This window comes from Ensifer sp., from assembly GCF_031989085.1.
In the GTDB taxonomy this organism is placed as follows: domain Bacteria; phylum Pseudomonadota; class Alphaproteobacteria; order Rhizobiales; family Rhizobiaceae; genus Ensifer.
In genome coordinates this window covers 500,941-523,497 of the sequence record NZ_DALZXU010000002.1, presented here as the reverse complement: position 1 = coordinate 523,497, position 22,557 = coordinate 500,941, and the positions used below count along the sequence as shown (strand labels likewise).

Below are 22,557 nucleotides of genomic sequence, written 5' to 3'. Positions count from 1 at the left end.
TAGATAAAGATGCAGTGGGCTGCAGAATCCGCCTTGCGTTTGAGAAAGATTTGCACTTCTCTCCTGCGATCACAAACCCAAAAAAGGGGAAGGAGAGAAACGAAATGGCCTCACTGAAACTCAACCTTAGCGCCGCCGCGCTGATCGGCTCGTTGCTCGTCGGAGCAAGCCCGGCTCTTGCCGAAGCTGTCCTGCATCGTGGCAACGCCGGTGAGCCGCAGACGCTGGACCAGGCCCATACGTCGATCAACATCGAAGAGTTCATCCTCAAGGATCTCTACGAAGGCCTGACGATCTATGACGCCTCGGGCAAGATCGTCCCGGGTGCAGCCGAAACGTGGGAGCTTTCGGACGACGGCACGGTCTACACCTTCAAGCTGCGCGCTGACGCGAAGTGGTCCGACGGTTCGCCGGTGACGGCAGAAGATTTCGTCTTCTCGTTCCGCCGCGTCGAAGATCCGAAGGTTGCGGCTGGCTACGCCAACATTCTCTTCCCGATCAAGAACGCCGAAAAGGTCAACAAGGGCGAACTGCCGACCGACCAGCTCGGCATGAAGGCCGTCGACGAAAAGACGCTCGAAATCACCCTTGAGCGCCCGACCCCGTTCTTCCTCGAACTGCTTGCGCACCAGACCGCTCTTCCGGTCAGCAAGGCGAGCGTCGAAAAGAACGGCGCGGACTTCGTCAAGCCGGGCGTCATGGTTTCGAATGGCGCGTTCACGCTTGCCGCTCACGTTCCGAACGACAGCCTGACCGCCGTCAAGAACCCCAACTACTGGGACGCCGCCAACGTCAAGCTCGACAAGGTGATCTTCTACCCGATCGACGACCAGGCTGCCTCGGTTCGCCGCTTCGAAGCCAAGGAAATGGACCTCGCCTACAACTTCTCGGCCGATCAGCTCGATCGTCTGCGCAAGTCGCACGGTGATCAGGTCCACGTTTCGCCGACGCTTGCGACCTACTACTACGCCTTCGACACCCGCCAGGAGCCCTATAGCGACGTGCGCGTGCGCCAGGCGCTTTCGATGGCCGTCGACCGCGACTTCCTTGCCAAGGAAATCTACGCAGGTTCGCAGCTGCCGGCCTACTCGATGGTGCCCCCGGGCATCGAGAGCTACGGAGAGCCGTCCAAGGCCGAGTTCGGCACGCTGTCGCAGCTCGACCGCGAAGACAAGGCGCTCGCCCTGATGAAGGAAGCCGGTTACGGCGAAGGTGGCAAGCCGCTCGAAATCGAGCTGCGCTACAACACCAACCCGAACCACGAGCGCGTGGCAACGGCTGTTGCCGACATGTGGAAGAACACCTTCGGCGCCAAGGTGTCGCTGGTGAACCTCGACGTGTCGTCGCACTACGCCTACCTGCAGGAAGGCGGCAAGTTCAACGTCGCACGTGCCGGCTGGGTTGCCGACTACGCCGATGCCGAGAACTTCCTGGCTCTCAGCCTCAGCTCCAACAAGACCTTCAACTACGGCCACTTCGAAAACGCCGAGTTCGACGGTCTGATGAAGAAGTCCTACGAGGAACAGGATCCGGCAGCACGCTCCAAGCTGCTGCATGAAGCCGAAGCGCTGCTGATGAAGGAACAGCCGATCGCTCCGCTCCTGACCCAGGCCGACCTGTGGCTGGTCTCCGACCGCGTCAAGGGCTGGCAGGACAACTCGCCGAACCAGCACCTGAGCCGGTTCCTGAGCGTCGCCGAATAACGAACTGAGACGACGCGCGGTGAAAGACCCGCGCGTCGCCTCCGGAGTACGTCCATGATTTCCTTCATCCTTCGCCGATTGGCGAGTGCGGTGCCGACCTTGTTTATCGTCGTCACCATTTCCTTTTTCCTGATGCGGTTTGCCCCTGGCGGCCCCTTCAACCTCGAGCGTCCCCTTCCGCCGCAAACCATGGCGAACCTGATGGCGACGTATCAGCTCGACCAGCCCCTGTGGCGCCAATACGTTCACTATCTCAGCAATGCGGTGACCGGCGACTTTGGCCCGAGCTATATCTACAAGGACAACAACGTCGCGCAACTGATCGGCAAGGGTCTGCCCTATTCGATGGAACTCGGCCTGTACGCGCTGTTGTTCGCCGTGATCGGCGGCGTCATCGCCGGGACGATCGCGGCGCTGAGGCAAAACAGTATCCTCGACTTCACGATCATGTCGGTCTCGACGCTTGGCGTCACCGTGCCGAACTTCGTCGTCGGTCCCGTCCTGACTCTGATCTTTGCCATCCTTCTGGCCTGGTTGCCAGCCGGCGGCTGGGGTGACGGCTCGATGCGCTTCCTGATCCTGCCGATGATCGCGCTGGCCTTGCCGCAGTTGGCCGTCTTCGCGCGTCTCACCCGCGGCTCGATGATCGAGGCGCTGCACACCGACCATATCCGCACCGCCAAGGCCTACGGCCTTCCGGCAAGGACCGTCGTCATCACCCACGCCATGCGCGGGGCGATGCTGCCCGTCGTCTCCTACCTCGCACCGTGCGCGGCGGCGTTGCTGACCGGCTCGGCCGTGGTCGAGACGATCTTCACCATTCCGGGCGTCGGTCGCTACTTCGTCCTCGGAGCGATCAACCGCGACTACACGCTGGTGATGGGCACGGTTATTCTGGTCGCCATCTTCGTTATCGTCTTCAATCTTTTGGTCGACATTCTCTACGGCCTGCTCGATCCGAGGGTTCGCCATGACTGATATCGTCCAGACACTGGTGGTGACGCCGGAAACCAAGGGGCGCAGCCTCTTCCAGCTGGCCGCCATGCGCTTCAAGCGCAACCGTGCGGCCATGGCGGGCTGCATCATGCTGGCCCTGATTGCGATCTTCTCGTTCCTGGGCCCGCTGTTCGTGCCGCACACCTACGACCAGGTGTTTCCGTCCTACGTGAACATCGGTCCAAGCCTCGAGCCGCGCCCGGATACGTCCACGCTGCAAGGGGTCATGGAAGGGATTGCGACGCGTGCTCGCGTCACGCTCAAGGAGTTCAAGATCGACGGTGAAACCTTCACCGCGACGATCACGTCGGAACAGCCGATCGATGCCCGCGCGACGCGCTACTTCGACCGTGCCAACGAGTTCCGCGATACCCAGGTCGTCGGAACCGAGGAAGAAGGCCGAACCCTCAAGGTGACCGGCCAGGTCAACCGCGAGTACTTCCCGTTCGGCACCGATTCGAACGGTCGCGACCTTCTGGTGCGCGTCATGCTCGGTGGTCAGATCTCGATCGCCGTCGGTCTCCTGGCCAGTCTCGTGTCGCTCGGCATCGGCGTCGTCTATGGCGCGACGTCGGGTTACATCGGCGGCCGCGTCGACAACGTCATGATGCGACTGGTGGAGATCATGTATTCTCTGCCCTTCGTCTTCCTCGTTGTCGTTCTCGTCGTCTTCTTCGGGCGCTCGTTCATCCTGATCTTCCTGGTGATCGGCGCGGTGGAATGGCTGGATATGGCCCGTATCGTGCGCGGACAGACACTGGCGCTCAAACGGCGGGAGTTCGTCGGCGCCGCGCAGGCGCTCGGCCTGACCGACTGGCAGATCATCCGCCGGCACATCATTCCGAACACCATCGGACCCGTCATCGTCTTCGTAACCGTCGTGGTGCCGAAGGTGATCCTGCTCGAGAGCTTCCTCTCCTTCCTCGGCCTCGGCGTTCAGGCGCCGCTGACGAGCTGGGGCGCGTTGATCTCGGAAGGTGCCAACAACATCCAGTCGGCGCCCTGGCTCCTGATCTTCCCGGCCATCTTCTTTGTTCTGACGCTGTTCTCGCTGAACTTCGTCGGTGACGGCCTGCGCGACGCGCTCGACCCGAAGGACCGCTGATATGGCTGATACCAACGAAACGATCCTGGCCGTTCGCGGCCTCAAGGTGAACTTTTCGACGCCTGACGGCACTGTCGAAGCGGTCAAGGGTATCGACCTCGATGTGCGCACCGGCGAGACGCTTGCCGTGGTCGGTGAATCCGGCTCCGGCAAGAGCCAGACCATGATGGGCATCATGGGTCTGCTTGCCAAGAACGGCACCGTCACCGGCTCTGCCCGCTACCGCGGTCAGGAACTGGTCGGGCTTTCGCCCAAGGCGCTCAACGGCGTGCGCGGTTCCAAGATCACCATGATCTTCCAGGAACCGATGACGTCGCTCGATCCGCTCTACACGATCGGGCGGCAGATCGCCGAACCAATCGTGCATCACCGAGGCGGCACGTTCAAGCAGGCGCGCAAGCGCGTGCTGGAACTGCTCGAACTGGTGGGCATTCCGGAACCGGCACGGCGCATCGACAGCTATCCGCACGAGCTTTCGGGTGGCCAGCGGCAGCGCGTGATGATCGCGATGGCGCTCGCCAACGAACCGGATCTGCTGATCGCCGACGAGCCGACGACGGCACTCGACGTGACGATCCAGGCCCAGATCCTCGATCTGCTGAAGTCGCTGCAGAAGCGGTTCGGCATGGCGATCGTGCTGATCACGCACGACCTCGGCATCGTCAAGCACTTCGCCGAACGGGTCGCGGTGATGCGCCGTGGCGAAGTTGTGGAGCAGGGAACGACGGCTGACATCTTCGAGCGGCCGAAGGCAGACTACACGAAGATGCTGCTTGCCGCTGAGCCGAGCGGTCGCAAGGCGCCGCCGGCCGACAATGCGCCGATCATCCTGGAAGGTCGGGACGTCTCGGTCGACTACGCGATCGGCGGCGGCTTCTTCACCCGCGGCAACGCCGTCTTCCGCGCCGTCGACAAGGTGACCTTGAAGCTCCGCGAAGGCCAGACGATCGGCGTCGTCGGCGAATCCGGTTCGGGCAAGTCGACGCTCGGGCGGGCATTGCTGCGGCTCCTGCCGAGCAGCGGTTACTACCGATTCGGCACGACCGATATCTCGGGCTACGACCGCGGCCAGATGCGTCCGCTCCGCAAGGCGCTGCAGCTGGTGTTCCAGGACCCCTATGGTTCGCTGTCGCCACGCCGCACCGTCGGTGAAATCATCACCGAGGGCCTGCACGTGCACGAGCCGGCGCTCAGCCGTGCCGATCGCGACCGCCGCGCTATCGAGGCCCTGAAGGAAGTGGGGCTCGACCCTGCGTCGCGCAATCGCTATCCGCACGAGTTTTCGGGTGGCCAGCGGCAGCGCATTGCCATTGCCCGCGCCATGATCCTGAAGCCGAAGGTCGTCATCCTCGATGAGCCGACATCGGCACTGGACCGCTCTGTTCAGGGCCAGGTGATCGAGCTTCTGCGCGACCTGCAGCGCTCGCACGGCCTGTCCTACATCTTCATCAGCCACGATCTGTCGGTGGTGAAGGCGATGTCGGACTACGTGATCGTCATGAAGAACGGCAAGATCGTCGAGGAAGGCGATACCGACGGCATCTTCGATGCGTCGAAGGAACCTTACACCAGAACGTTGATCGGAGCGGCATTCAACGTCTGACCCGATTGCCATCATCGTCGGCGGGGATGCGAGCGATCGCGTCCCCGTTTTCGGTTGCGGTCGCTGCCATGCCGATCTCGGGTAGATCGACCGCGCCAGCTTGTCTATCTTGCCTGGTGTCGTGCCATACATCGCCGTTCAGCGACATCCGACAATCTACGGAGAGACCGGCCCATGCTCCATCATGTCGAGATCTATGTTTCGAAGCTCGATACTTCCTACAGGTTCTGGGCGAGCCTGCTTGCACAGATCGGCTATGAAGAGAACGACCGCTGGAATGACGGTTTCACTCTCGCCCATGGGACCGACGCCTATCTGACATTCGTCCAGGTCGCGGAGAAACATGCCCATCGCCCCTATCACCGATCCGGGGTTGGTCTGAACCACCTGGCTTTCCGCGTGAAGGACCGGGAAACGGTCGACCGGTTGCGACAGTTCTGCCGGGAAAACGCGATCTCCTGCCTGTATGAAGACCGGTATCCGTTCGCAAATGGTGGTAGCGACTACTACGCACTGTTCATCGAAGACCCGGATCGGATCAAGGTCGAGTTCGTCGCCACATCCGCTGCCGACTGACGCGGCGGCTTCGCGCCGGCTATCCGATCCCGTCGTCGCCCTTAACGTACCCTTTGCGGCCGGATCGGCAATCGACACCACCAGAGCCGAAGGCGGCCCGCCGGCGCGGCTCCGGTCATAGCTCGCTTTCCGTCGACTGATCCGCCGCGACGAGTTTCTTGTCCAGGCCGAATTTCTGCATCTTTTCATAGAGCGTCTTGCGCGAGATGCCGAGGGATTCGTAGACCGGTTTCAGCGCGCCGCCATGGGTGGCGATGGCGCTGGCGATCAGGCCCTTCTCGAACGCCGCAACCTTGTCGGCCAGACGGTTGCCGCTTGCCCCGGGCGAGGCAGCCTCGTTCGAAGCCGTGTCGAGCCCGAGCACCAGCCGTTCGGCGGCATTGCGCAGTTCGCGCACGTTGCCTGGCCAGTTGCGCTCCGCCATCTCCGCCAGCAGGTTCTGCGAGACATCGACCTCGTCACGGCCGTAGCGTGCCGCCGATTCGCGCACGAGCTGCAGGAACAGCAGCGGGATGTCGGCGCGGCGCTGGGCAAGTGGCGGCACACGCAGCGTCGCGACATTGAGACGGTAGAGAAGGTCGGGTCGGAAGCGGCCAGCGGCCACCTCCTGCTCCAGATCCACCTTGTTAGTGGCGATGAAACGCACGTCGAGCGGCACCACTTCGTTGGAGCCAAGCCGCGTGATCACGCGCTCCTGCAGCACGCGCAGAAATTTTGCCTGCAAATCGATCGGCATCGAGCCGATTTCGTCGAGCAGGATCGTGCCGCCGCGGCCATGTTCGAATTTGCCGTAGCGTGGACGGATGGCGCCGGGAAACGCGCCCGGCTCGTGGCCGAAGAGCTCACTCTCGATCAGGTTTTCCGGCAGGGCGGCACAGTTGATGGCGATGAAGGGATTGTTTGCCCGGCCGCTCAGATCATGAAGCGTGCGGGCGACGACCTCCTTGCCTACGCCGGTGTCGCCGATGATCAGCGTGTCGGCGTCGGAAGCGCCGATCGCGCGGACCCGGTAGCGCAGGTCGACCATGACCTGGCTGCGTCCCGGCAGCCGCTGCTCGATATCGTCGCGCTTGCCGGCGACAGCCTTGAGCCGCCGGTTTTCGAGCACCAGCGCACGCCAGTCGAGCGCTCGGCGGATGGTGCCGGCGAGCATCTGGGCAGTGAAAGGCTTCTCCACGAAATCATAGGCACCTTCTCTCATGGCGCGCACGGCCAGCTGAACATCGCCATGGCCGGTGACGAGGATGACCGGCACCTCGACGTCGATCTCCCGAATGCGCTGCAGGAAGGTCATACCGTCCATGCCCGGCATCCGGATGTCGCTGATGACGACGCCTGGGAAGCTGAAACCGATGAACTCCAATGCGTGCTCGGCGCTGGCGAACGTCTCGACGCGGAAGCCTGCGAGTTCGAGCGCCTGCGCGCTCGAATGGCGCAACTCCTCTTCGTCATCGACGAGCAGAACGCGGCTTTCGATCATTCGGCGGCCTCCTGGCCCTCTTCATCGGCTATGGGAAGTTCGATGCGAAACTCCGCGCCACCTCCCGCAAGGTTCGTGGCGACGAGGCTGCCGCCGAAGTCCTTGACGATGTTATAGGAAATCGACAGGCCAAGGCCCAGTCCCTTGCCAACGCCCTTGGTCGAAAAGAACGGGTCGTAGATGCGCTCGGCGATTGCTGCCGGCACGCCCGGGCCACGATCGATGACGGCAATCACGACCTTCTGCCCGTCGCGCCAGGCGCGAAGCCGAATGTGACGGTCATCCAGCCCCTCGACCGCGTCGGCAGCGTTGGAGATCACGTTGACCAGCACCTGCTGCAGGCGGACGAAACCGGCGCGGACGACCAGCGGCTCCGGCCCGAGATCGATGTCGATGTCGGCTGCCGCCGACTTCAGCCGGACAGCAACGATTTCCATCGTGTCGCGCACGACGTCCTCGATCGGCACCGGCCCGAGCTTTTCGTTGGGCTTGCGGGCAAAATTGCGCAGATGCCGGCTGATTGCCGCCATGCGGTCGACCAGGCCCGAAATCCGTCTGATGTTGTCGCTTGCCTCATCGGTCCGACCGCGTTCAATCAGAAGGGAGGCGCTGTCGGCGTAGGTCTTGGCGGCCGCCAGCGGCTGGTTGAACTCGTGCGATAGCGCTGCCGACATCTGGCCGAGGCCGGCGAGTTTTCCGGCCTGGATGAGATCGGCCTGGGTGCGGCGCAGTTGCTGCTCTGTCTGGCGGCGTTCAGCGACCTCCTCCTCAATCTGCACGTTGACGCGTGCAAGGTCGGCGGTACGTTCGTCGACGCGGCGCTCGAGCTCGGCCTGCGCCTCCGCCTGCATCGAGATGCGCTCGTTGAGCCGCGCGCGGCGCTGCCAGAGAATTGCCACGGCAAGACCGGCAAGGCAGATGAGCAGCAGAACGGCAATCGTCGTCGTGAGGGCTTGGGTTCTGACCGATGCCGTGTCTGCGAGAACGTTCACGGTCCAGTCGGCATCGGCCATATGTTGCGAGACGACAAGATACTCGCGGCCGGACGGGCCCGAGGAAATGCGCATGAGGTGGTGGCCGGCGCTGTCGTGTACCGTCAGCGGCAAGGGGCGCACGGTTGCATCGGCATAACGCCGCGAGGCGATGGTCTGGGCGCGCCGCTCCGCCGTCATCGGCAGGATCGCGGTGTAGAGCCACTCCGGCGTCCCGGTCATGAAGATGATGCCTTCGGGATCGGAGACGAAGATCTTGTACTCTCCGCCCTGCCAGGAAGCTTCGATGCTTTCGACATCGACCTTGAAGACTATGACGCCGCGGATGTCCTCACCGACGCGGATGGGAGCGCCGAAGAAATAGCCGCGTTTCAGCGAGGTGGTACCGAGCGCATAGAACCGCGAGGCCCGGCCCTGCAACGCCTCCTGGAAGTAAGGGCGATAGCTGAAGTTCTGCCCGACGAAGCTCGTCGGGCCGTCATAGTTGCTGGCGGCGATCGTATCGCCGTCCGGTGTGATCACATAGATATCGGAGGAGTGCAGCAGCCCGTTGATATCCTTGAGATAGGCATTGACGGATTCGCGCAGCCTGCGGTCGCGTGGCCGCGTGGCAAGTTCCTTGATATCGTCGTGGTCGGCAATCAGCGCGGGCAGGGCCTGGTAGCGATTTAGGTGGCCGTCGAGCGCCGCCACCGCGAGCCGGAGTGCCGTGTTTGCCTGGGCCGATGCCTCGTCGAGGTAGCTGCGCGTCGCCACGGCATTGCCCTGCCAGGCGAGAACGGCAACCGCCAGCGGCAACAGGATGACGGCAACGGCGAGGCGGTATTTCACGGACTGTCTGGGCTCCTCCTCCCATGCGTTCCCTTTGGCCACATCGTGGCCGGTTTCGATCTTAAGCAGCCGCCGTTACGCTCACAAGCCATTGCACTTCTGCATCTAGGTCGTTCAACGATTTTCTCTCGTCGTCAACGAGGCGTTGACAATGCGTTTGGCGGCCGCCGTCTTTCGCGACAGCCTGGATGAGCGCATCTATGCGTCATGACAAAGCCCGGTCTTGCCGGGCGGAAAGGATCAAGGCAATGCTCAATCAGATCAAGGGCCTGCATCACGTAACGTCGATGGCAGACGATGCCTTCACCAACAATCAGTTTTTCACGAAGACGCTTGGCATGCGCCGCGTCAAGAAGACGGTGAACTTCGATTCCCCCGATGTCTATCACCTCTACTACGGCGACGAAGCCGGCACGCCCGGCACCGTCATGACCTATTTCCCGTTTCCGCAGATGCCGCGCGGACGTGCCGGCACCGGCGAGGTCGGCACCACGGTCTTTTCCGTCCCCGAGGGATCCCTCAGCTTCTGGCGCGAGCGGCTCGCAAAGCTCGGCGTCAGCGGTCTCAAGGATGAAGAGACATTCGGCGAGAAGCGGTTGAATTTCGCCGGTCCTGACGGAGACGGCTTTGCGCTCGTCGAAGTGCGCGACGACCCGCGCGCGCCCTGGACGGATGGAGGCATCTCCGGGGATCATGCGATCCGCGGCTTTCATTCGGCCGCCATGCGTCTTCGCGACGAAGGGGCGACGGCAGAGCTTCTGAAGTTCATGGGGTATCATGAGCTGGACCGCAAGGACGGCGTTACGCGGCTGATTATGCCGGGCGGCAATGGCGCCGGCCTGATCGACCTCGAGACCATGCCGAACGTCAATCGCGCCGCACAGGGCGCGGGCTCGGTGCACCACATCGCCTTCGCCGTCGACAATCGCGAAACGCAGCTGGAAGTTCGAAAGGCACTGTTGGACACCGGCTATCAGGTGACCCCGGTGATCGACCGCGACTATTTCTGGGCCATATATTTCCGCACGCCCGGCGGCGTCCTGTTCGAGATTGCCACCAACGAACCGGGCTTCAACCGCGACGAAGATCTCGCCCATCTCGGCGAAGCGCTGAAGCTTCCGCAGCAGCACAAGCACCTGCGCCCGGTTCTCGAGAGCCACCTGCAGAAGCTGGAAGCTTAAGGCGCAGCGTGACTGGCGATGTTTCGCCACCGATGCGACATCCCGCAAGAAACAAGGAGATTTCCATGGCCGATCACGGCTACGTACACAAACTGAAAGCCGGCGCGCCCGGCAAGCCCATCTTTTTCGTCTTCCATGGCACGGGAGGCGACGAGAACCAGTTCTTCACCTTCGGTGCGCAACTGATGCCCGACGCCACGATCGTGTCGCCGCGCGGCGACGTGTCCGAGCATGGTGCCGCCCGCTTCTTCAGGCGAACCGGCGAAGGCGTCTACGACATGGCGGATCTGTCGCGGGCAACGGCAAAGATGGCGGGCTTCGTCAAAGACGTTGCCGAGGCGCACGAGGCAACCGAGATCATCGGTCTCGGCTATTCCAACGGCGCGAACATTCTGGCCAACGTGCTGATCGAGAACGGCCTTTTCGACCGGGCGATCCTGATGCATCCGCTGATCCCGTTCCGCCCGAAGGACAATGCGGCGCTTGCCGGCCGCCGGGTGCTGATCACGGCCGGCGAACGCGATCCGATCTGCCCGGCACCCCAGACGCAGGCGCTCGCTGACTACTTCAAGGCGCAGGGCGCCGCCACCGATGTCGAATGGCATGCCGGTGGCCACGACATCCGCCAGAATGAGATCTCGGCGATCGAGGGCTTTATCAGGGCCTGACGATCACTCCAGCCGGCGGCGGAACAACCATGACGCGGCCGAGAGCGTGACGAGGGCGATGACGCAAAGCGGAATGGTCTGGCGCACGACCTCGGCCAGGGGGATATCCTTGAGGAACACACCCTTCACGATGACCAGGAAATAGCGCAGTGGGTTGACCAGGGTGACCGGCTGCAGCCAGGCGGGCATGTTCTCGATCGGGGTGGCAAAGCCCGAAAGCAGCATGGCGGGCACCATGAACAGGAAGGCGCCGAGGATCGCCTGCTGCTGCGTCATCGACAGCGCGGATATGAACAGGCCGAGCCCGACCACGGCCGCGAGATAGAAGACGGCGCTACCATAGAGCAGCAACAGCGAGCCGCGCAGCGGCACGCCGAAGATGAAGACGGCGGCGAAAATGTAGACGGTGATGTGAAACAGCCCGATCATCATCGGCGGGATCAGCTTGCCGATCAGGATCTCGTGTGTCCTGAGGGGCGATACCATCAACTGGTCGAACGTCCCGAGTTCGCGTTCGCGGGCGATGGACAGGGCGGTAACGATCAGCCCGATCAACAGCGCGATACTGGCGACCAGGTTAGGCACCATGAACCATTGATAGGTGAGATTGGGGTTGAACCAGTTTCGCGCCACGACGGCGATCGCCTCGGAGGCCGTGCGCTTGCCGGCCGGCGTATCGGCCGCAAGTGAGGCAACGATGCGCCCGAGATAACCCGAAACGATCTGCGACGCATTCGAGCGCCGTCCGTCGAGAATGATCTGGACCGTTGCCGGACGTCCCGCCTCGATGTCGCGCGAGAATGTGGGGCCAATCTCCAGGGCGGCAATGGCACGCTGCCGGTCGATGGCACTGCGCACCGCGCCCGGGTCGTCGGTGTAGGCGATGCTTCGAAACGTCGGTGAACCGTCGATGCGCTCCACGAGTTCTTGACCCCAATGGCCACTGTCGCGGTTGAGAACCATGACGTCGACATTGGTCACTTCGAGTGTCGCCGCATAGGAAAACACCAGCAGCTGCAGGATCGGCGGACCGATCAGGATCGCACGGCCCTTGGGGTCGCGCAGAACGGCCAGCAGTTCCTTGACGATCAGAGCACGGAGCCTCGTCCACCACATGTCAGCCGATCCTCTTGCGGGTGCTTCGCGCCGCGAGCGCGAAAAAGACACTGCCGATCAAAAGCATGATGGCGATGGCCTGCAAGAACATTGGCCAGATGTCGCCGGCCAGAAAAACCGTTTGCAGGCTGGGGATGAGATACCGTGCCGGCACGATGAAGGTGATCCACTGAATGACCGTCGGCATCGAGTTGATCTCGAACAGGAAGCCGGAGAGCAGGAAGGCTGGCAGGAAGGCGGAGATCAGCGCCAGTTGCGAGGCCAGAAACTGGTTCTTGGTCGTTGCCGAAATCAAAAGGCCCTGGCCGAGCGCCGGCATCAGGAAGGTCGCCGACAGCGCGTAAAGCGCTGCAACCGAACCGCGGAACGGCACGCCGAAGAGAAAGACGGCAAGCAGCACGCACAGCGTCATCGATGCAAGCCCGAGCAGGAAATAGGGCAGGAGCTTGCCGGCAAGCAGTTCCGCAGCCGACACCGGTGTTGCCATCATCGCCTCCATGGTGCCGCGCTCCCATTCGCGTGCGACGACCAGCGAGGTCAACAGCGTGCCGACGAGGGTCATGACGATGGCAATCGAGCCGGGCACCAGAAAATTTCGGCTGGTGAGTTCCGGATTGAACCAGAAACGTTGCTCGGCTGAGATCGCCGGGGGCTGGCCGGCATCTTCCTGTGAGCGTTGACGCTCCCAGTTGGCGACCGTCGCCTGGGCATAATTCTGCACGAAATTGCCCGTGTTCGGATCCGACCCGTCGACCAGGACCTGCAGTGCCGGATGCTGTCCGGCGGCGTAGTCGGCGGCGAAGCGGGCAGGGATGACGACGATGCCGCGGATGTGCCCGAGCACGAGATCGTCTTCGAAGTCTCGGCGGTCGCGCCCGACACTGACGGTGAAATAGCGCGAGGCCTGGAAGCCCGCGGCGAGATCGCGCGTCAACGGCGTCTCCTGTTCCACGACAAGGCCGACGCGCGTTTGCGTGGTATCGAGGGAAACGCCGTAGCCGAACAGGAACAGAAGGATCAGCGGCAGGACGAAAGCGATGAGAATGCTGCTCGGATCGCGGACGATCTGGTAGCTCTCCTTGCGCACCAGCGCGGCGAAGCGGCGTGCGCGCCCCGTCGTCGGTGCCTCGATTTCAGCAGGCGCCGTCATGCGGCCACCTGCTTTTCTTCGGACCCCTGTACAAGTGCGATGAACGCATCTTCCATCGTCGGGTCGGGGCAGGCGGCGTTGGCAACCTGCTTCTTCAGGTCATCGGGCGAACCGAGAGCGATCGAACGGCCGCGATAGATGAGCGAGATGCGATCGCAATACTCCGCTTCGTCCATGAAATGGGTGGTGACGAGCACCGTCACGCCCTTCTCCACGAGGCCGTTGATATGGGTCCAGAACTCGCGTCGTGTGATCGGATCGACGCCGGAGGTCGGCTCGTCGAGGAACAACGCTTCCGGCTCGTGCAAGACGGCGCAGGCCAGCGCCAGCCGCTGCTTGAGGCCGAGCGGCAGATCCTTGGCTGACATGCCGAGCAGGCGCTCGAAACCGAAAATCTCCACCATCAGGCCGATGCGCTCACGCTTTCGCGCGCCGGCAAGGCCGTAGACGCCGGCAAAGAAACCGAGGTTCTGTGCCACGCTGAGATCGCCATAGAGCGAGAATTTCTGTGCCATGTAGCCGAGGCGGTTGCGGGCTTCGGCGGCATCCCGGCGCAGGTCGAATCCGGCGACACGGCCCTCGCCGGCGGTCGGCTTCAACAGGCCGCACAGCATCTTGAACGTCGTCGATTTTCCGGCGCCGTTCGGTCCGAGAAGGCCAAAAATCTGGCCGCGTGGAATGTCGAAGGTAATGTCGTCGGCCGCGGTAAAGTCACCGAAGCGCTTTGTCAGTCCGCGCGCCTCGATCACCGGCTTGCCATTCTCGCTGGCAAAGACCTTCTGCGCCTCCGCCAGCTTAGAGCGGCCACCCGGGCCACCGCCCAGCAGGTCGATGAAGGCGTCTTCGAAACGGGGCGGCGCTATGGTCGCTTGCGGCGCGGTGGCGGTCGCTTCCGTTGCTGCCATGGGCGGTGCGACGTCCGGCGCCATCACCAGCCTGATGGCTTCGCCCTGGATGACGCCATCGACGACGCCGTCTTCGTCCAGGTAGCGGGCAAGCGCCTCGCGCCGTCGTCCGGACGTGCCGGTCACCTTGAAGACGCGACCGGCGACGCGGGCCGTGAGTTCGGATGGGGCGCCGGCAAAAAGCAGCTTGCCCTCGTTCAGGAGCAGAACCTCGTCGCAGGCTTCGGCTTCGTCGAGATAGGCCGTCGACCAGACGACGCCGATCCCGGAGGCGGTCAGGTTTTCGACCATCTTCCAGAGGTCGCGCCGCGAAATCGGGTCAACGCCGACACCCGGCTCATCGAGCAGCAGCAAGCGGGGCTTGCGTAGCAATGCGCAGGCAAGACCGAGCTTCTGCTTCATGCCGCCGGAAAGCTTGCCGGCGAGCCGTGCCGTGAAGCGCTTGAGATCGGTGAATTCAAGCAGTTCGTCGTAGGTGGCCTTGCGTTCTGAAAGCGGCAGGCCGCGCAGATCGGCATAGAGATCGAGGTTTTCCGCGACGCTCAGATCCTCATAGAGACCGAAGCGCTGCGGCATGTAGCCAATGGCTGCCTGAATGTGGGCGGGATCCTTGGCCGTGTCGAAGCCGAGCACCTCCACCTTGCCTTCGTCCGGAAGCATCAGGCCCGTCATCAACCGGATGAGCGTAGTCTTTCCCGCTCCGTCCGGGCCAACGAGGCCGGTGATACGTCCCCCGAGAATTTGACCATCGATATGATCGAGCGCGGGCGCACCGTCGCCAAAGCGTTTTACGACGCCGGATATCCGAACGAAGGGCTCATCGATCGTCACGAGGCACCACTTTCCGCCTGCGGCAACCTGACGGTGACCGGCATGCCCTGGCGCAGATCGGCGCCAGGCTTTGTCACGACGATGCGCAGCCGATAGACGAGATCTGTGCGCAGTTCAGGCGTTTCGACCGATTTCGGCGTGAATTCGGCAACGGGTGAGATGAAGCCAACCGTCGCCTCATAGGGGCGGTCGGGAGCCGTGTCCGAGAAGACTTCGACCTTCATGCCGGGGTGGACCCGTCCGAGATCGGGTTCGGCGACGTAGGCGCGAACCCATACCGGTTCCGTCAGCGAAATTACATAGGCGGTATCCGACGGCGCGATCATGGCGCCGGGCTCGCGAACGCGTGAGAGGACGATACCGTCGCTCGGGGCGAGGAGCCGCGTATCAGAAAGGGAGGTCCGAGCGCTGGCGAGCTTGGCCGTGGCGGCCTGAACTTCTGCTGTGGCGGCCGCGATATCCTCGACCCGACTTCCCTCCTCAAGCAGCGCAAGCGCCTCGCGGGCAGAAGTGGCGCGGGCCGCCGCCGCGGCGCGGGCGGCACTCGCCTGATCGAGATTGGCCTGCGAAATCGTGCCGTTCGGCCGCAATTGCCGGGCGCGCTCATAGGCGAGGTCGGCATTCTGCAGTTCGGCAACCTGCTCTTCGTGAGCGGCACGCGCCTGGGCGATCTCTGTCTTGCGGGCTCCGGCCTTCAGTTTGTCGAGATTGGCGCTGAGGGCTGCGAGTTCCGCCGAGGCTGCATCGACGGCCTGCTGGAAAGGCGTTGGATCCAGAGTGCCGAGGATGTCACCGGCCTTGACGGGATCGCCTTCGTCGACGGCAAGCTTGTCGATGCGGCCGCTGACCCGGAAGCCGAGCGATACCTGCCGGATATCGATATTGCCGTAGAGAACGGAGGCTGGCCGATGTTGGCCCCAGCCGAGGCGCGAGGGCAGGTCGAACCACCAGCCGGCTGCTGCCGCACCGGCGATGAGAACAACGGGAATGAGCAGCTTACGGTTCATGGCTGCAACTCCGCATTGGTGCCGAGTGTCTCGACGAGGCTGGCGGCGTGGCGTTGCAGCATTTCGAGTTCGGCGGGGCCAACGGCATCCCAATGCATCTGACGCAGCAATGCGGCATGCGCCATGCGGAAGACGAGGATGCTGCCAACGAAGGACAGGGTCTTCAGGCGCACGCGCTCGGATGCCGGATCGTCGCCAAGGATCGTGCCGACGAGCCGCGCGGCCATCCCGATCATCGGCCCCATGATGTTGTCATAGACCCGCGCGAACGCTTCGGTCGGTTCCATCTGTTCGCGTATGATGAAACGGGCCCAGCTTTCCGACTGTCGGCTGACGAACAGGCCGACCATACGCTGGACCATCTGGGTCAGCAGCGCGCGGGCCTCGACCCGACTCATGGCGGCACCTTCGCCATCGAGCCGCGCCAACCGCTCCAGGATCACGGCGCGCAGATCGGCCACATGACCGCCGATGATCGCCGCCAGATGCTCGGCGGCGGCAATGTAGAGGCCCTCCTTGCCGGCAAAATAGTAGGGGATCGCCTGCAGGTTGACGCCGGCGGCATCCGCCAGCTTGCGCGTGCTCGCGCCGTCGAAACCGTAGCGCCCGAAGACGTCGATCGACGTCGAAAGCAGCTTCTCTTTCGTGGCGTCGCCGCGATCCGGCTTCGTAGGGGATAGTTTGTTTGTCATCATTTGCTCATATTAAGCCGATCATTCGATTAAGTCAATCGAATGAATTGTTGGTAGTCGTGGTGAGCCGCATGGATGGCGTGCCACGGGCCGAAGCCTGGCAAGGGAGCTGAATCTGGTGGGCATCCCTGCAGGATGACCTATTCATATCTAGGAACGGTGCTGGTCGCTTGTCCGTCAGGAAAGTACGCAGCAACACAAAGGCGTTAATGCGTTTCGGTCCCGATCGGAAAATGCCCCTTAGGCCACGTTGCGCTTGTCTTCGTCTTCGAGGCGGCGCTGGAAGAGTGCGGCGATCAGGTCGGATTGTGTGATGATGCCTACGAGCCGATTGTCGTCATCGACCACCGGCATGTGGTGCAGGCCCATGTCGGCCATCGGCGGCACGAGTTTGGCGATCATCGTTTGCGGCAGCGCCGACTGGACGCGCCGTGTCATGATTTCGGAAACCAGCCGTGGGGCCTTTGGCCCGAGGCCGACAACATTGCCGAGGCGTTGCCGCAGACCGGCGTGCGGTTGCAGCATGGCATGCGAGATGAAATCGGTCTGGGTGACGATGCCGACGAGGCCGTCCTTTTCGGTCACGACCGGCAGGGCCTTGATGTCGTGGTCCAGCAATGTCTGCCAGGCCTTGCGCAATGGCGTTTCCGGTGTCGCCGTCGCCACGTCGCGTGACATGATGTCAGCACAGGTAATTTCGCCCGAGCGTCGCGTGAAGGCGCGGATCTGCGCCTGATGGATCAGGGTGTCGAGCTCGTCCGGGCTGACGGGGACAAGCTCGCCATATTGCGCCAGAACGGCCTGCAAATCTTCCGGCACGATACCGAGACGCTGCATCGGCGGCGGGTCATCTGTGCGATGGCTGTTGGCAGCGGGAGCCAGATGCGGGTAGCGCCGACCCGTCGCGTTGTTGAAGAGAAGGGCGACAACGAGAATGAGCGCGGAATTGATCGCCACAGGCGATAGCACGAACCAATAGCCGGCGTCATGGATGGACGCACCGCCGAGCACGGCGGTCAGGGCGACCGCGCCGCTCGGCGGATGCAGGCATCCAAGCAGCAACATGATCGCAATCGCCAGTCCGACAGCAACGGCGGCCGCGATGACAGGCTCGGGAATGAAAAGCGCTGCCGTGACGCCGATCAGCGATGAAACGATGTTGCCGCCAAGGATGGACCAGGGCTGTGCCAACGGGCTGGAGGGAGCGGCAAACAACAGCACGGCCGATGCACCCATCGGTGCGATCAGGAGCGGCAGGTTGGCGTCGGCGCCGAGTGCAAGCGTACTGACAAGCCCGGTCAGCAAAATACCGACCAGCGCACCCAATGACGCACGCAAGCGTTCGACATGGCTGACGGGGACAAGCGATGGAATGAAACGCTTGAGGTAGGCACTGGCCTTCGACATGGAAACTCGCGGACGGCAGAACAACGGATTGCGCAGCTCAATAGCATATGGCCAGGAATTGGGCAGGGAATATGCGCCCAAAATTGCGAGACGGATTAAAATTTATGCATCGCTCCTGATCGAAGAGCATTCCAGGGGCGCCGCGCGCCCGGAACGATCAAGCCGGCAGGTCGCCGGATCGCGCCGCGGAGAAGTCGATGGAGATCTTCGTTCCTTTGTCCGGCGCGGTTGCGATCGTGATTGGCGCCTCATGCAGTTCGCTGATGCGCTGAACGATCTTCAGGCCAAGCCCGATCTGGCCCGAACGCTTGAGGTAGCCGAGGTCCTCATGGTGCTCCGGAAGATCGACCAGCCCCTTGCCGTTGTCCTCGATGCTGACGATCGCGCCGGGGCCGCAGGTCAAGACGATGCGGGTGCCGGGCGGATTATGCTTGACCGCATTTTCGATCAGGTTGCGCATCATGTTTTCGACGAGAGCCGGGATGACGGTAACGGGGGGCGTTCCCTCGTCGGAAAATTCGAGCGACTTGTCGTGGTCGAAGACGAAGGGTGCGATCGTCTCGGCAAGGCTCGCACCGATCTGCGAGAGGCTGGCCGACTGGTAGGCTGAGGGATCGACCGCATCCGCCCTGGCGAGCGACGTCAGCTGTTCGAGAATATGCGTCAGCGCATCGAGGTCACGCTCTGCATTGCGCGCGCGGGGATCGTCGATGCGGCTGAGTTCCATCTTGGCGATGGAAACCGGGGTGCGGATCTCATGCGCGATCGAGGAGGAAAACAGCTTCTGGGACTGGATGAGGTCGGCCACCCGCGCCAGCATGCGATTGACGGCGCTGACGAGGCGGGCAATCTCCTCCGGCATGCGGGTCAGCGGCAGGCGTGCATTGCTGTCACGAGGATCGAGCGCATCGGCCGCGTGCGCGGCCTTCGCGACGGGTAGCAGGGCGCCTCGGATCGACCAGATCGTTGCGCCGATCACCAGGCAGAACATCACGGTCATCGGCACGATCATGGAATCGAACATCTCGTGCAGCAGGGCGCCGTACATGAAACCGTTCGGGTCCTTCAGGATCGCCAGCTCGACCAGCACGGTCGTTCCCGCCCGCTCGAAGCTTTGGCCCCCTGCGACGCTGAACGGCTTGCCGGGTTGGATTTCCCTCTTCCAAAAATTCGGTGCGTCGATGCTCAAAGGCAGGAAATGCTCGGCGCATTCCGTCGTACAGTTCGAATAGAGCGGCGTCCCCGCTTCCGTGCGCACCCTCAGGAAGATCGAGCCATCGCGGTCATGGCGGTCCAGATAGCGCTGGCTCAACTCGTGATCCGGTTCGAAACTGACTTGACCGTCGCGGACACGGATGGCGCTCGAGAGCGTTTCGGTTTCCTGCTGCAGCATGAGGATGCTGAGCTTGTCGTCGTCGAACCAGTAATCCGCGAAGACGACGCCGATCTGGATCGCCATGGCGAGCAGAGAGAAAGCGATGATGCGACGAGAGACGATACCGATCAGCGACGGGTTCGGCTTCGTCATGAGGCGCGCCTGAGAAGGTAGCCGATGCCGCGCACGGTTTCGATCTGAATGCCGGTCTCGTGCCCCTGCAGCCGCTTGCGCACCCGGGATACCGCAAGCTCCAGCGCGTTCGCGCTGATTTCCTGGCCATACTCGGAAAGTGCGGTTTCGAGCTTTCGCTTGGGAACGACCCGGCCGACCTCTCGCATCAGGATCTCGATCAGTGATCGCTCGCGCGGCGGCAGCGGCACGACGATGCCGTCACAGGTCAGGTCCGCGGTCGACGGATCGTAGCGCAGGGCGCCTGCCTCGAGAACGGGTTGCACAGCCTGCGGATTGCGCCTGAGCATGGCGCGGCACCGCGACAGGAGTTCCCGGTGGTGGAACGGCTTGACGAGATAATCGTCCGCACCGGCGTCCAGGCCGGCAATGCGTTCGTCGACCGAGCCGCGGGCCGTGATGATCAGCACGGGTAGTCCCGGATACTCCTGGCGCAGCCGGCGCAGCAGCGCCAGGCCATCACCGTCCGGTAGTCCGAGATCGAGCAGGATCAGGTCGTGCTCGCGCGCGGCGATTGCGGCTTCTGCGTCGGAAACACTTGATACGGCATCGAGACGCCAGCCTGCGTCGCGCATGGTTTCACCGACCAGCTCTACCAGTCGCGGACTGTCTTCAACCAGGAGAAGGCGCATCGAGTCGTCTCGGCATGATCAGTGTTGCAGCGACCATATTGGCTTTCTGCGGGGCTGCCAACTGCTGGCCGCCGGCCAACCCAAGCGGGTATCGCGCAGGCAATCGGCAATCTCGACGGGGTTTTGACAGCTTACCGGGCGTATCTCGACAAGGCAGGGGGAGGCTGCAATCGAACCGCGCCCCCCGCATGACGCGGCTTGGCGTCCACTGAATGCCCGAAACTGCGTCGGCCGCATGGCAAGAGCGGCGAGACCGATGCAGCAGGAGAAGACTGTTTTGATGCTCAGAAGAATCGGCCGGCCAGAGCTCGGCAGCATTGCACTCACGGCAATCGTCACCGTCTATTTGCTGGCGATCACCAACATGTCCTTCTGGCGGCATGCGGCACTCTATTTCGATCATTCGCGTTTGTCGCTCCTGTCGTTCGGCACGGCGCTGGCATTGGCGACCTTCGCAGTCTTGACGATGGTGTCGGTCAAGTACGTCATGAAGCCGGTGCTGATCTTCCTGATCGTCGCTTCGGCTTCGGCTGCCTATTTCGTCGATTATTTCGGCGTGATCATCGACAAGGACATGATCGGCAACGCGGCCGTGACGACGCAGGCAGAGGCGAGCCATCTTCTGACCGGCAGCCTGATGCTGCATCTCATCATTTACGCGGTCATTCCGTCCCTGTTCGTCATTTGGGTCAAAGTTCGCCATCGGCGCTTTTTTGCCAAGGCTGGCATCAATCTCGCCATCGTCGTTCCCAGCCTGCTCGTCAGCGGCGGCTTGATCTATTCGGACTTCGCCAGCGTTGCCTATGTCATTCGCGAGCACAAGGACCTGATGAAACGGTTCAATCCGACCGGTCCGGTTTCCGCCGCGGTCCGCTACGCAGCGTCGACCTACAAGGAACGCAACATCGTGGTTCAGCCGCTGGGCACGGACGCTCGGCAGGGCGCTCGTGTGGCTGCGGCGGGCAAGCCGGTCGTCGTGGTCGTCGTTGCCGGCGAAACCGCCCGGGCGATGAATTTCTCGCTCAACGGTTACCAGCGGGAGACCAATCCCGAGCTCAAGTCGCTGGACGTGATCAACTATACGGACACGACGAGCTGTGGCACGGCCACGGCTGTCTCGCTTCCGTGCATGTTTTCCGTCTATCCGCGCAGCGAGTACACCGACTGGAAGGCGCGCTCGACCGAAAACCTGGTGAACGTCCTGACACGCGCCGGCGTTTCCGTGTCCTGGTGGGACAACAACACCGGCAGCAAAGGCATCGCCGATCTCATCAACTTCGCCAGCATGACCGGTCAGAAGGACAGCCCGTTGTGCAACAACGGCGAGTGCCTCGACGAGATCTTTCTCGGCGAACTGGACAAGAAGCTTTCAGCCACCAAGGCGAACAGCGTGATCGTCCTGCACCAGCTCGGCAGTCACGGCCCATCCTACTATCTGCGATATCCGGAGAAATTCCGGAAATTCAAGCCGGATTGCCGCACGCCCGAGCTGATGAAGTGCTCGGTCGAGGAAATCACCAACGCCTACGACAACACCATCCTCTACACCGACTATGTGCTGGCGAGTGTTGCGCGGTTGCTGGAGAAGCATCAGAACGATGTTTCGGGCGCCATGATCTACATGTCCGACCACGGCGAATCGCTCGGCGAGAATGGCATCTATCTGCATGGCGCGCCCTATGCGATCGCGCCGCGCGAGCAGACGCAGGTGCCGTTCGTCACCTGGTTTTCCAAGCCATACCAGGCAGCCATGGGTGTCGACACACGTTGCCTTGCCAAGGAAACAGACCAGCCGAAGTCGCACGACAACCTGTTTCACACGGTGCTTGGCATGATGGACGTGGAGACGAAGGTGTATGATCGCACTCTTGATGCCTTTGCCAACTGCACACGGCAAGGGCCGGCTGGCGCGCCGAACGGGGCGGCATTCCAGGCCGCCGATACGGCAAAGGACCTGCCGGCGGCGATCGTGCCGGCGAATGCGCTGCCGGGCGCCAACGCGCTCTGATCGACCCACCGGATCGAGACTGCTGACGTCTGCCCCGCAATCGGGGCAGACTTAACATCTGCGGGTTTCCACCGCGCGCGAAGGGCAAATCGCAGGCGCTACCGCCA

The 22,557-nt window shown here is 62.7% G+C and carries 18 protein-coding genes; 8 read left to right on the top strand and 10 right to left on the bottom strand.

Features of this window, described 5'->3' with window-relative positions:
- Window positions 1-104 precede the first annotated feature (104 nt).
- The 5 genes from RTP54_RS15310 (at window position 105) to RTP54_RS15290 (ending at window position 5,983) form a co-directional block, all read left to right on the top strand.
- On the top strand, window positions 105-1,703 hold the full coding sequence (locus tag RTP54_RS15310) for a peptide ABC transporter substrate-binding protein (protein ID WP_112809523.1): 1,599 nt from the start codon (window positions 105-107) through the stop codon (window positions 1,701-1,703).
- Window positions 1,704-1,757: 54 nt separating this feature from the next.
- A complete protein-coding gene (gene oppB, locus RTP54_RS15305; protein WP_312363890.1) occupies window positions 1,758-2,681 on the top strand; it encodes an oligopeptide ABC transporter permease OppB in 924 nt (307 codons plus the stop codon).
- Window positions 2,674-3,804, top strand: a complete 1,131-nt coding sequence (locus RTP54_RS15300; protein WP_312363889.1) for an ABC transporter permease subunit — start codon at window positions 2,674-2,676, stop codon at window positions 3,802-3,804. The genes oppB and RTP54_RS15300 overlap by 8 nt, the downstream gene beginning before the upstream one ends.
- A 1-nt stretch (window position 3,805) precedes the next feature.
- On the top strand, window positions 3,806-5,407 hold the full coding sequence (locus RTP54_RS15295; protein WP_312363888.1) for an ABC transporter ATP-binding protein: 1,602 nt from the start codon (window positions 3,806-3,808) through the stop codon (window positions 5,405-5,407).
- A gap of 174 nt (window positions 5,408-5,581) precedes the next feature.
- The gene (locus RTP54_RS15290; protein ID WP_112833268.1) at window positions 5,582-5,983 is read left to right on the top strand and encodes a VOC family protein; all 402 of its coding nucleotides are present in this window, start codon (window positions 5,582-5,584) and stop codon (window positions 5,981-5,983) included.
- 115 nt (window positions 5,984-6,098) lie between these two features.
- Here RTP54_RS15290 and RTP54_RS15285 read toward each other — a convergent pair whose 3' ends face one another.
- Window positions 6,099-7,463, bottom strand: a complete 1,365-nt coding sequence (locus RTP54_RS15285; protein ID WP_312363887.1) for a sigma-54 dependent transcriptional regulator — start codon at window positions 7,461-7,463, stop codon at window positions 6,099-6,101.
- On the bottom strand, window positions 7,460-9,286 hold the full coding sequence (locus tag RTP54_RS15280; protein ID WP_112809517.1) for a sensor histidine kinase: 1,827 nt from the start codon (window positions 9,284-9,286) through the stop codon (window positions 7,460-7,462). The genes RTP54_RS15285 and RTP54_RS15280 overlap by 4 nt, the downstream gene beginning before the upstream one ends.
- A 248-nt stretch (window positions 9,287-9,534) precedes the next feature.
- Between RTP54_RS15280 and RTP54_RS15275 the strand changes: the two genes are divergently transcribed.
- Both RTP54_RS15275 and RTP54_RS15270 read left to right on the top strand, forming a co-directional pair.
- A complete protein-coding gene (locus tag RTP54_RS15275; protein ID WP_112809516.1) occupies window positions 9,535-10,467 on the top strand; it encodes a VOC family protein in 933 nt (310 codons plus the stop codon).
- A 65-nt stretch (window positions 10,468-10,532) separates the two neighbouring features.
- Window positions 10,533-11,135: an alpha/beta hydrolase gene (locus RTP54_RS15270; protein ID WP_112809515.1), complete on the top strand. Its 603-nt coding sequence runs from the start codon at window positions 10,533-10,535 to the stop codon at window positions 11,133-11,135.
- A gap of 3 nt (window positions 11,136-11,138) precedes the next feature.
- On the opposite strand, the gene RTP54_RS15265 is transcribed toward RTP54_RS15270, so the two are convergent.
- The 8 genes from RTP54_RS15265 to RTP54_RS15230 form a co-directional block, all read right to left on the bottom strand.
- Window positions 11,139-12,251, bottom strand: a complete 1,113-nt coding sequence (locus RTP54_RS15265; protein ID WP_312363883.1) for an ABC transporter permease — start codon at window positions 12,249-12,251, stop codon at window positions 11,139-11,141.
- A 1-nt stretch (window position 12,252) separates the two neighbouring features.
- Window positions 12,253-13,401, bottom strand: coding sequence for an ABC transporter permease (locus RTP54_RS15260; protein WP_312363881.1), 1,149 nt, complete (start codon window positions 13,399-13,401; stop codon window positions 12,253-12,255).
- The gene (locus tag RTP54_RS15255) at window positions 13,398-15,137 is read right to left on the bottom strand and encodes an ATP-binding cassette domain-containing protein (RefSeq protein WP_409517138.1); all 1,740 of its coding nucleotides are present in this window, start codon (window positions 15,135-15,137) and stop codon (window positions 13,398-13,400) included. The genes RTP54_RS15260 and RTP54_RS15255 overlap by 4 nt, the downstream gene beginning before the upstream one ends.
- Entirely contained in the window at window positions 15,134-16,144 is a 1,011-nt protein-coding gene (gene hlyD, locus RTP54_RS15250) for a secretion protein HlyD (protein WP_312363879.1), read from the bottom strand. The genes RTP54_RS15255 and hlyD overlap by 4 nt, the downstream gene beginning before the upstream one ends.
- Window positions 16,141-16,839 (bottom strand): CerR family C-terminal domain-containing protein, encoded by a 699-nt coding sequence (locus RTP54_RS15245; protein WP_409517137.1) that lies wholly within the window; start codon window positions 16,837-16,839, stop codon window positions 16,141-16,143. The genes hlyD and RTP54_RS15245 overlap by 4 nt, the downstream gene beginning before the upstream one ends.
- Window positions 16,840-17,076: 237 nt before the next feature.
- Window positions 17,077-18,243, bottom strand: coding sequence for an HPP family protein (locus RTP54_RS15240; RefSeq protein WP_312363876.1), 1,167 nt, complete (start codon window positions 18,241-18,243; stop codon window positions 17,077-17,079).
- Window positions 18,244-18,400: 157 nt separating this feature from the next.
- Window positions 18,401-19,771, bottom strand: a complete 1,371-nt coding sequence (locus RTP54_RS15235; protein ID WP_312363874.1) for a HAMP domain-containing sensor histidine kinase — start codon at window positions 19,769-19,771, stop codon at window positions 18,401-18,403.
- On the bottom strand, window positions 19,768-20,442 hold the full coding sequence (locus RTP54_RS15230) for a response regulator transcription factor (RefSeq protein WP_112809507.1): 675 nt from the start codon (window positions 20,440-20,442) through the stop codon (window positions 19,768-19,770). Before RTP54_RS15230 ends, RTP54_RS15235 begins: the two co-directional genes overlap by 4 nt.
- 280 nt (window positions 20,443-20,722) lie before the next feature.
- On the opposite strand from RTP54_RS15230, the gene RTP54_RS15225 reads away from it, so the two are divergent.
- A complete protein-coding gene (locus RTP54_RS15225; RefSeq protein WP_409517136.1) occupies window positions 20,723-22,450 on the top strand; it encodes a phosphoethanolamine transferase in 1,728 nt (575 codons plus the stop codon).
- The last annotated feature ends 107 nt before the right edge of the window (window positions 22,451-22,557 follow it).

Excerpts from the sequence above, each read along its gene's own strand:
- RTP54_RS15310 (WP_112809523.1), top strand. The coding sequence starts at position 105 with ATGGCCTCACTGAAACTCAACCTTAGCGCCGCCGCGCTGATCGGCTCG.
- oppB (WP_312363890.1), top strand. The coding sequence starts at position 1,758 with ATGATTTCCTTCATCCTTCGCCGATTGGCGAGTGCGGTGCCGACCTTG.
- RTP54_RS15300 (WP_312363889.1), top strand. The coding sequence starts at position 2,674 with ATGACTGATATCGTCCAGACACTGGTGGTGACGCCGGAAACCAAGGGG.
- RTP54_RS15295 (WP_312363888.1), top strand. The coding sequence starts at position 3,806 with ATGGCTGATACCAACGAAACGATCCTGGCCGTTCGCGGCCTCAAGGTG.
- RTP54_RS15290 (WP_112833268.1), top strand. The coding sequence starts at position 5,582 with ATGCTCCATCATGTCGAGATCTATGTTTCGAAGCTCGATACTTCCTAC.
- RTP54_RS15285 (WP_312363887.1), bottom strand. The coding sequence starts at position 7,463 with ATGATCGAAAGCCGCGTTCTGCTCGTCGATGACGAAGAGGAGTTGCGC.
- RTP54_RS15275 (WP_112809516.1), top strand. The coding sequence starts at position 9,535 with ATGCTCAATCAGATCAAGGGCCTGCATCACGTAACGTCGATGGCAGAC.
- RTP54_RS15270 (WP_112809515.1), top strand. The coding sequence starts at position 10,533 with ATGGCCGATCACGGCTACGTACACAAACTGAAAGCCGGCGCGCCCGGC.
- RTP54_RS15265 (WP_312363883.1), bottom strand. The coding sequence starts at position 12,251 with ATGTGGTGGACGAGGCTCCGTGCTCTGATCGTCAAGGAACTGCTGGCC.
- RTP54_RS15260 (WP_312363881.1), bottom strand. The coding sequence starts at position 13,401 with ATGACGGCGCCTGCTGAAATCGAGGCACCGACGACGGGGCGCGCACGC.
- hlyD (WP_312363879.1), bottom strand. The coding sequence starts at position 16,144 with ATGAACCGTAAGCTGCTCATTCCCGTTGTTCTCATCGCCGGTGCGGCA.
- RTP54_RS15245 (WP_409517137.1), bottom strand. The coding sequence starts at position 16,839 with ATGATGACAAACAAACTATCCCCTACGAAGCCGGATCGCGGCGACGCC.
- RTP54_RS15240 (WP_312363876.1), bottom strand. The coding sequence starts at position 18,243 with ATGTCGAAGGCCAGTGCCTACCTCAAGCGTTTCATTCCATCGCTTGTC.
- RTP54_RS15235 (WP_312363874.1), bottom strand. The coding sequence starts at position 19,771 with ATGACGAAGCCGAACCCGTCGCTGATCGGTATCGTCTCTCGTCGCATC.
- RTP54_RS15230 (WP_112809507.1), bottom strand. The coding sequence starts at position 20,442 with ATGCGCCTTCTCCTGGTTGAAGACAGTCCGCGACTGGTAGAGCTGGTC.
- RTP54_RS15225 (WP_409517136.1), top strand. The coding sequence starts at position 20,723 with ATGCTCAGAAGAATCGGCCGGCCAGAGCTCGGCAGCATTGCACTCACG.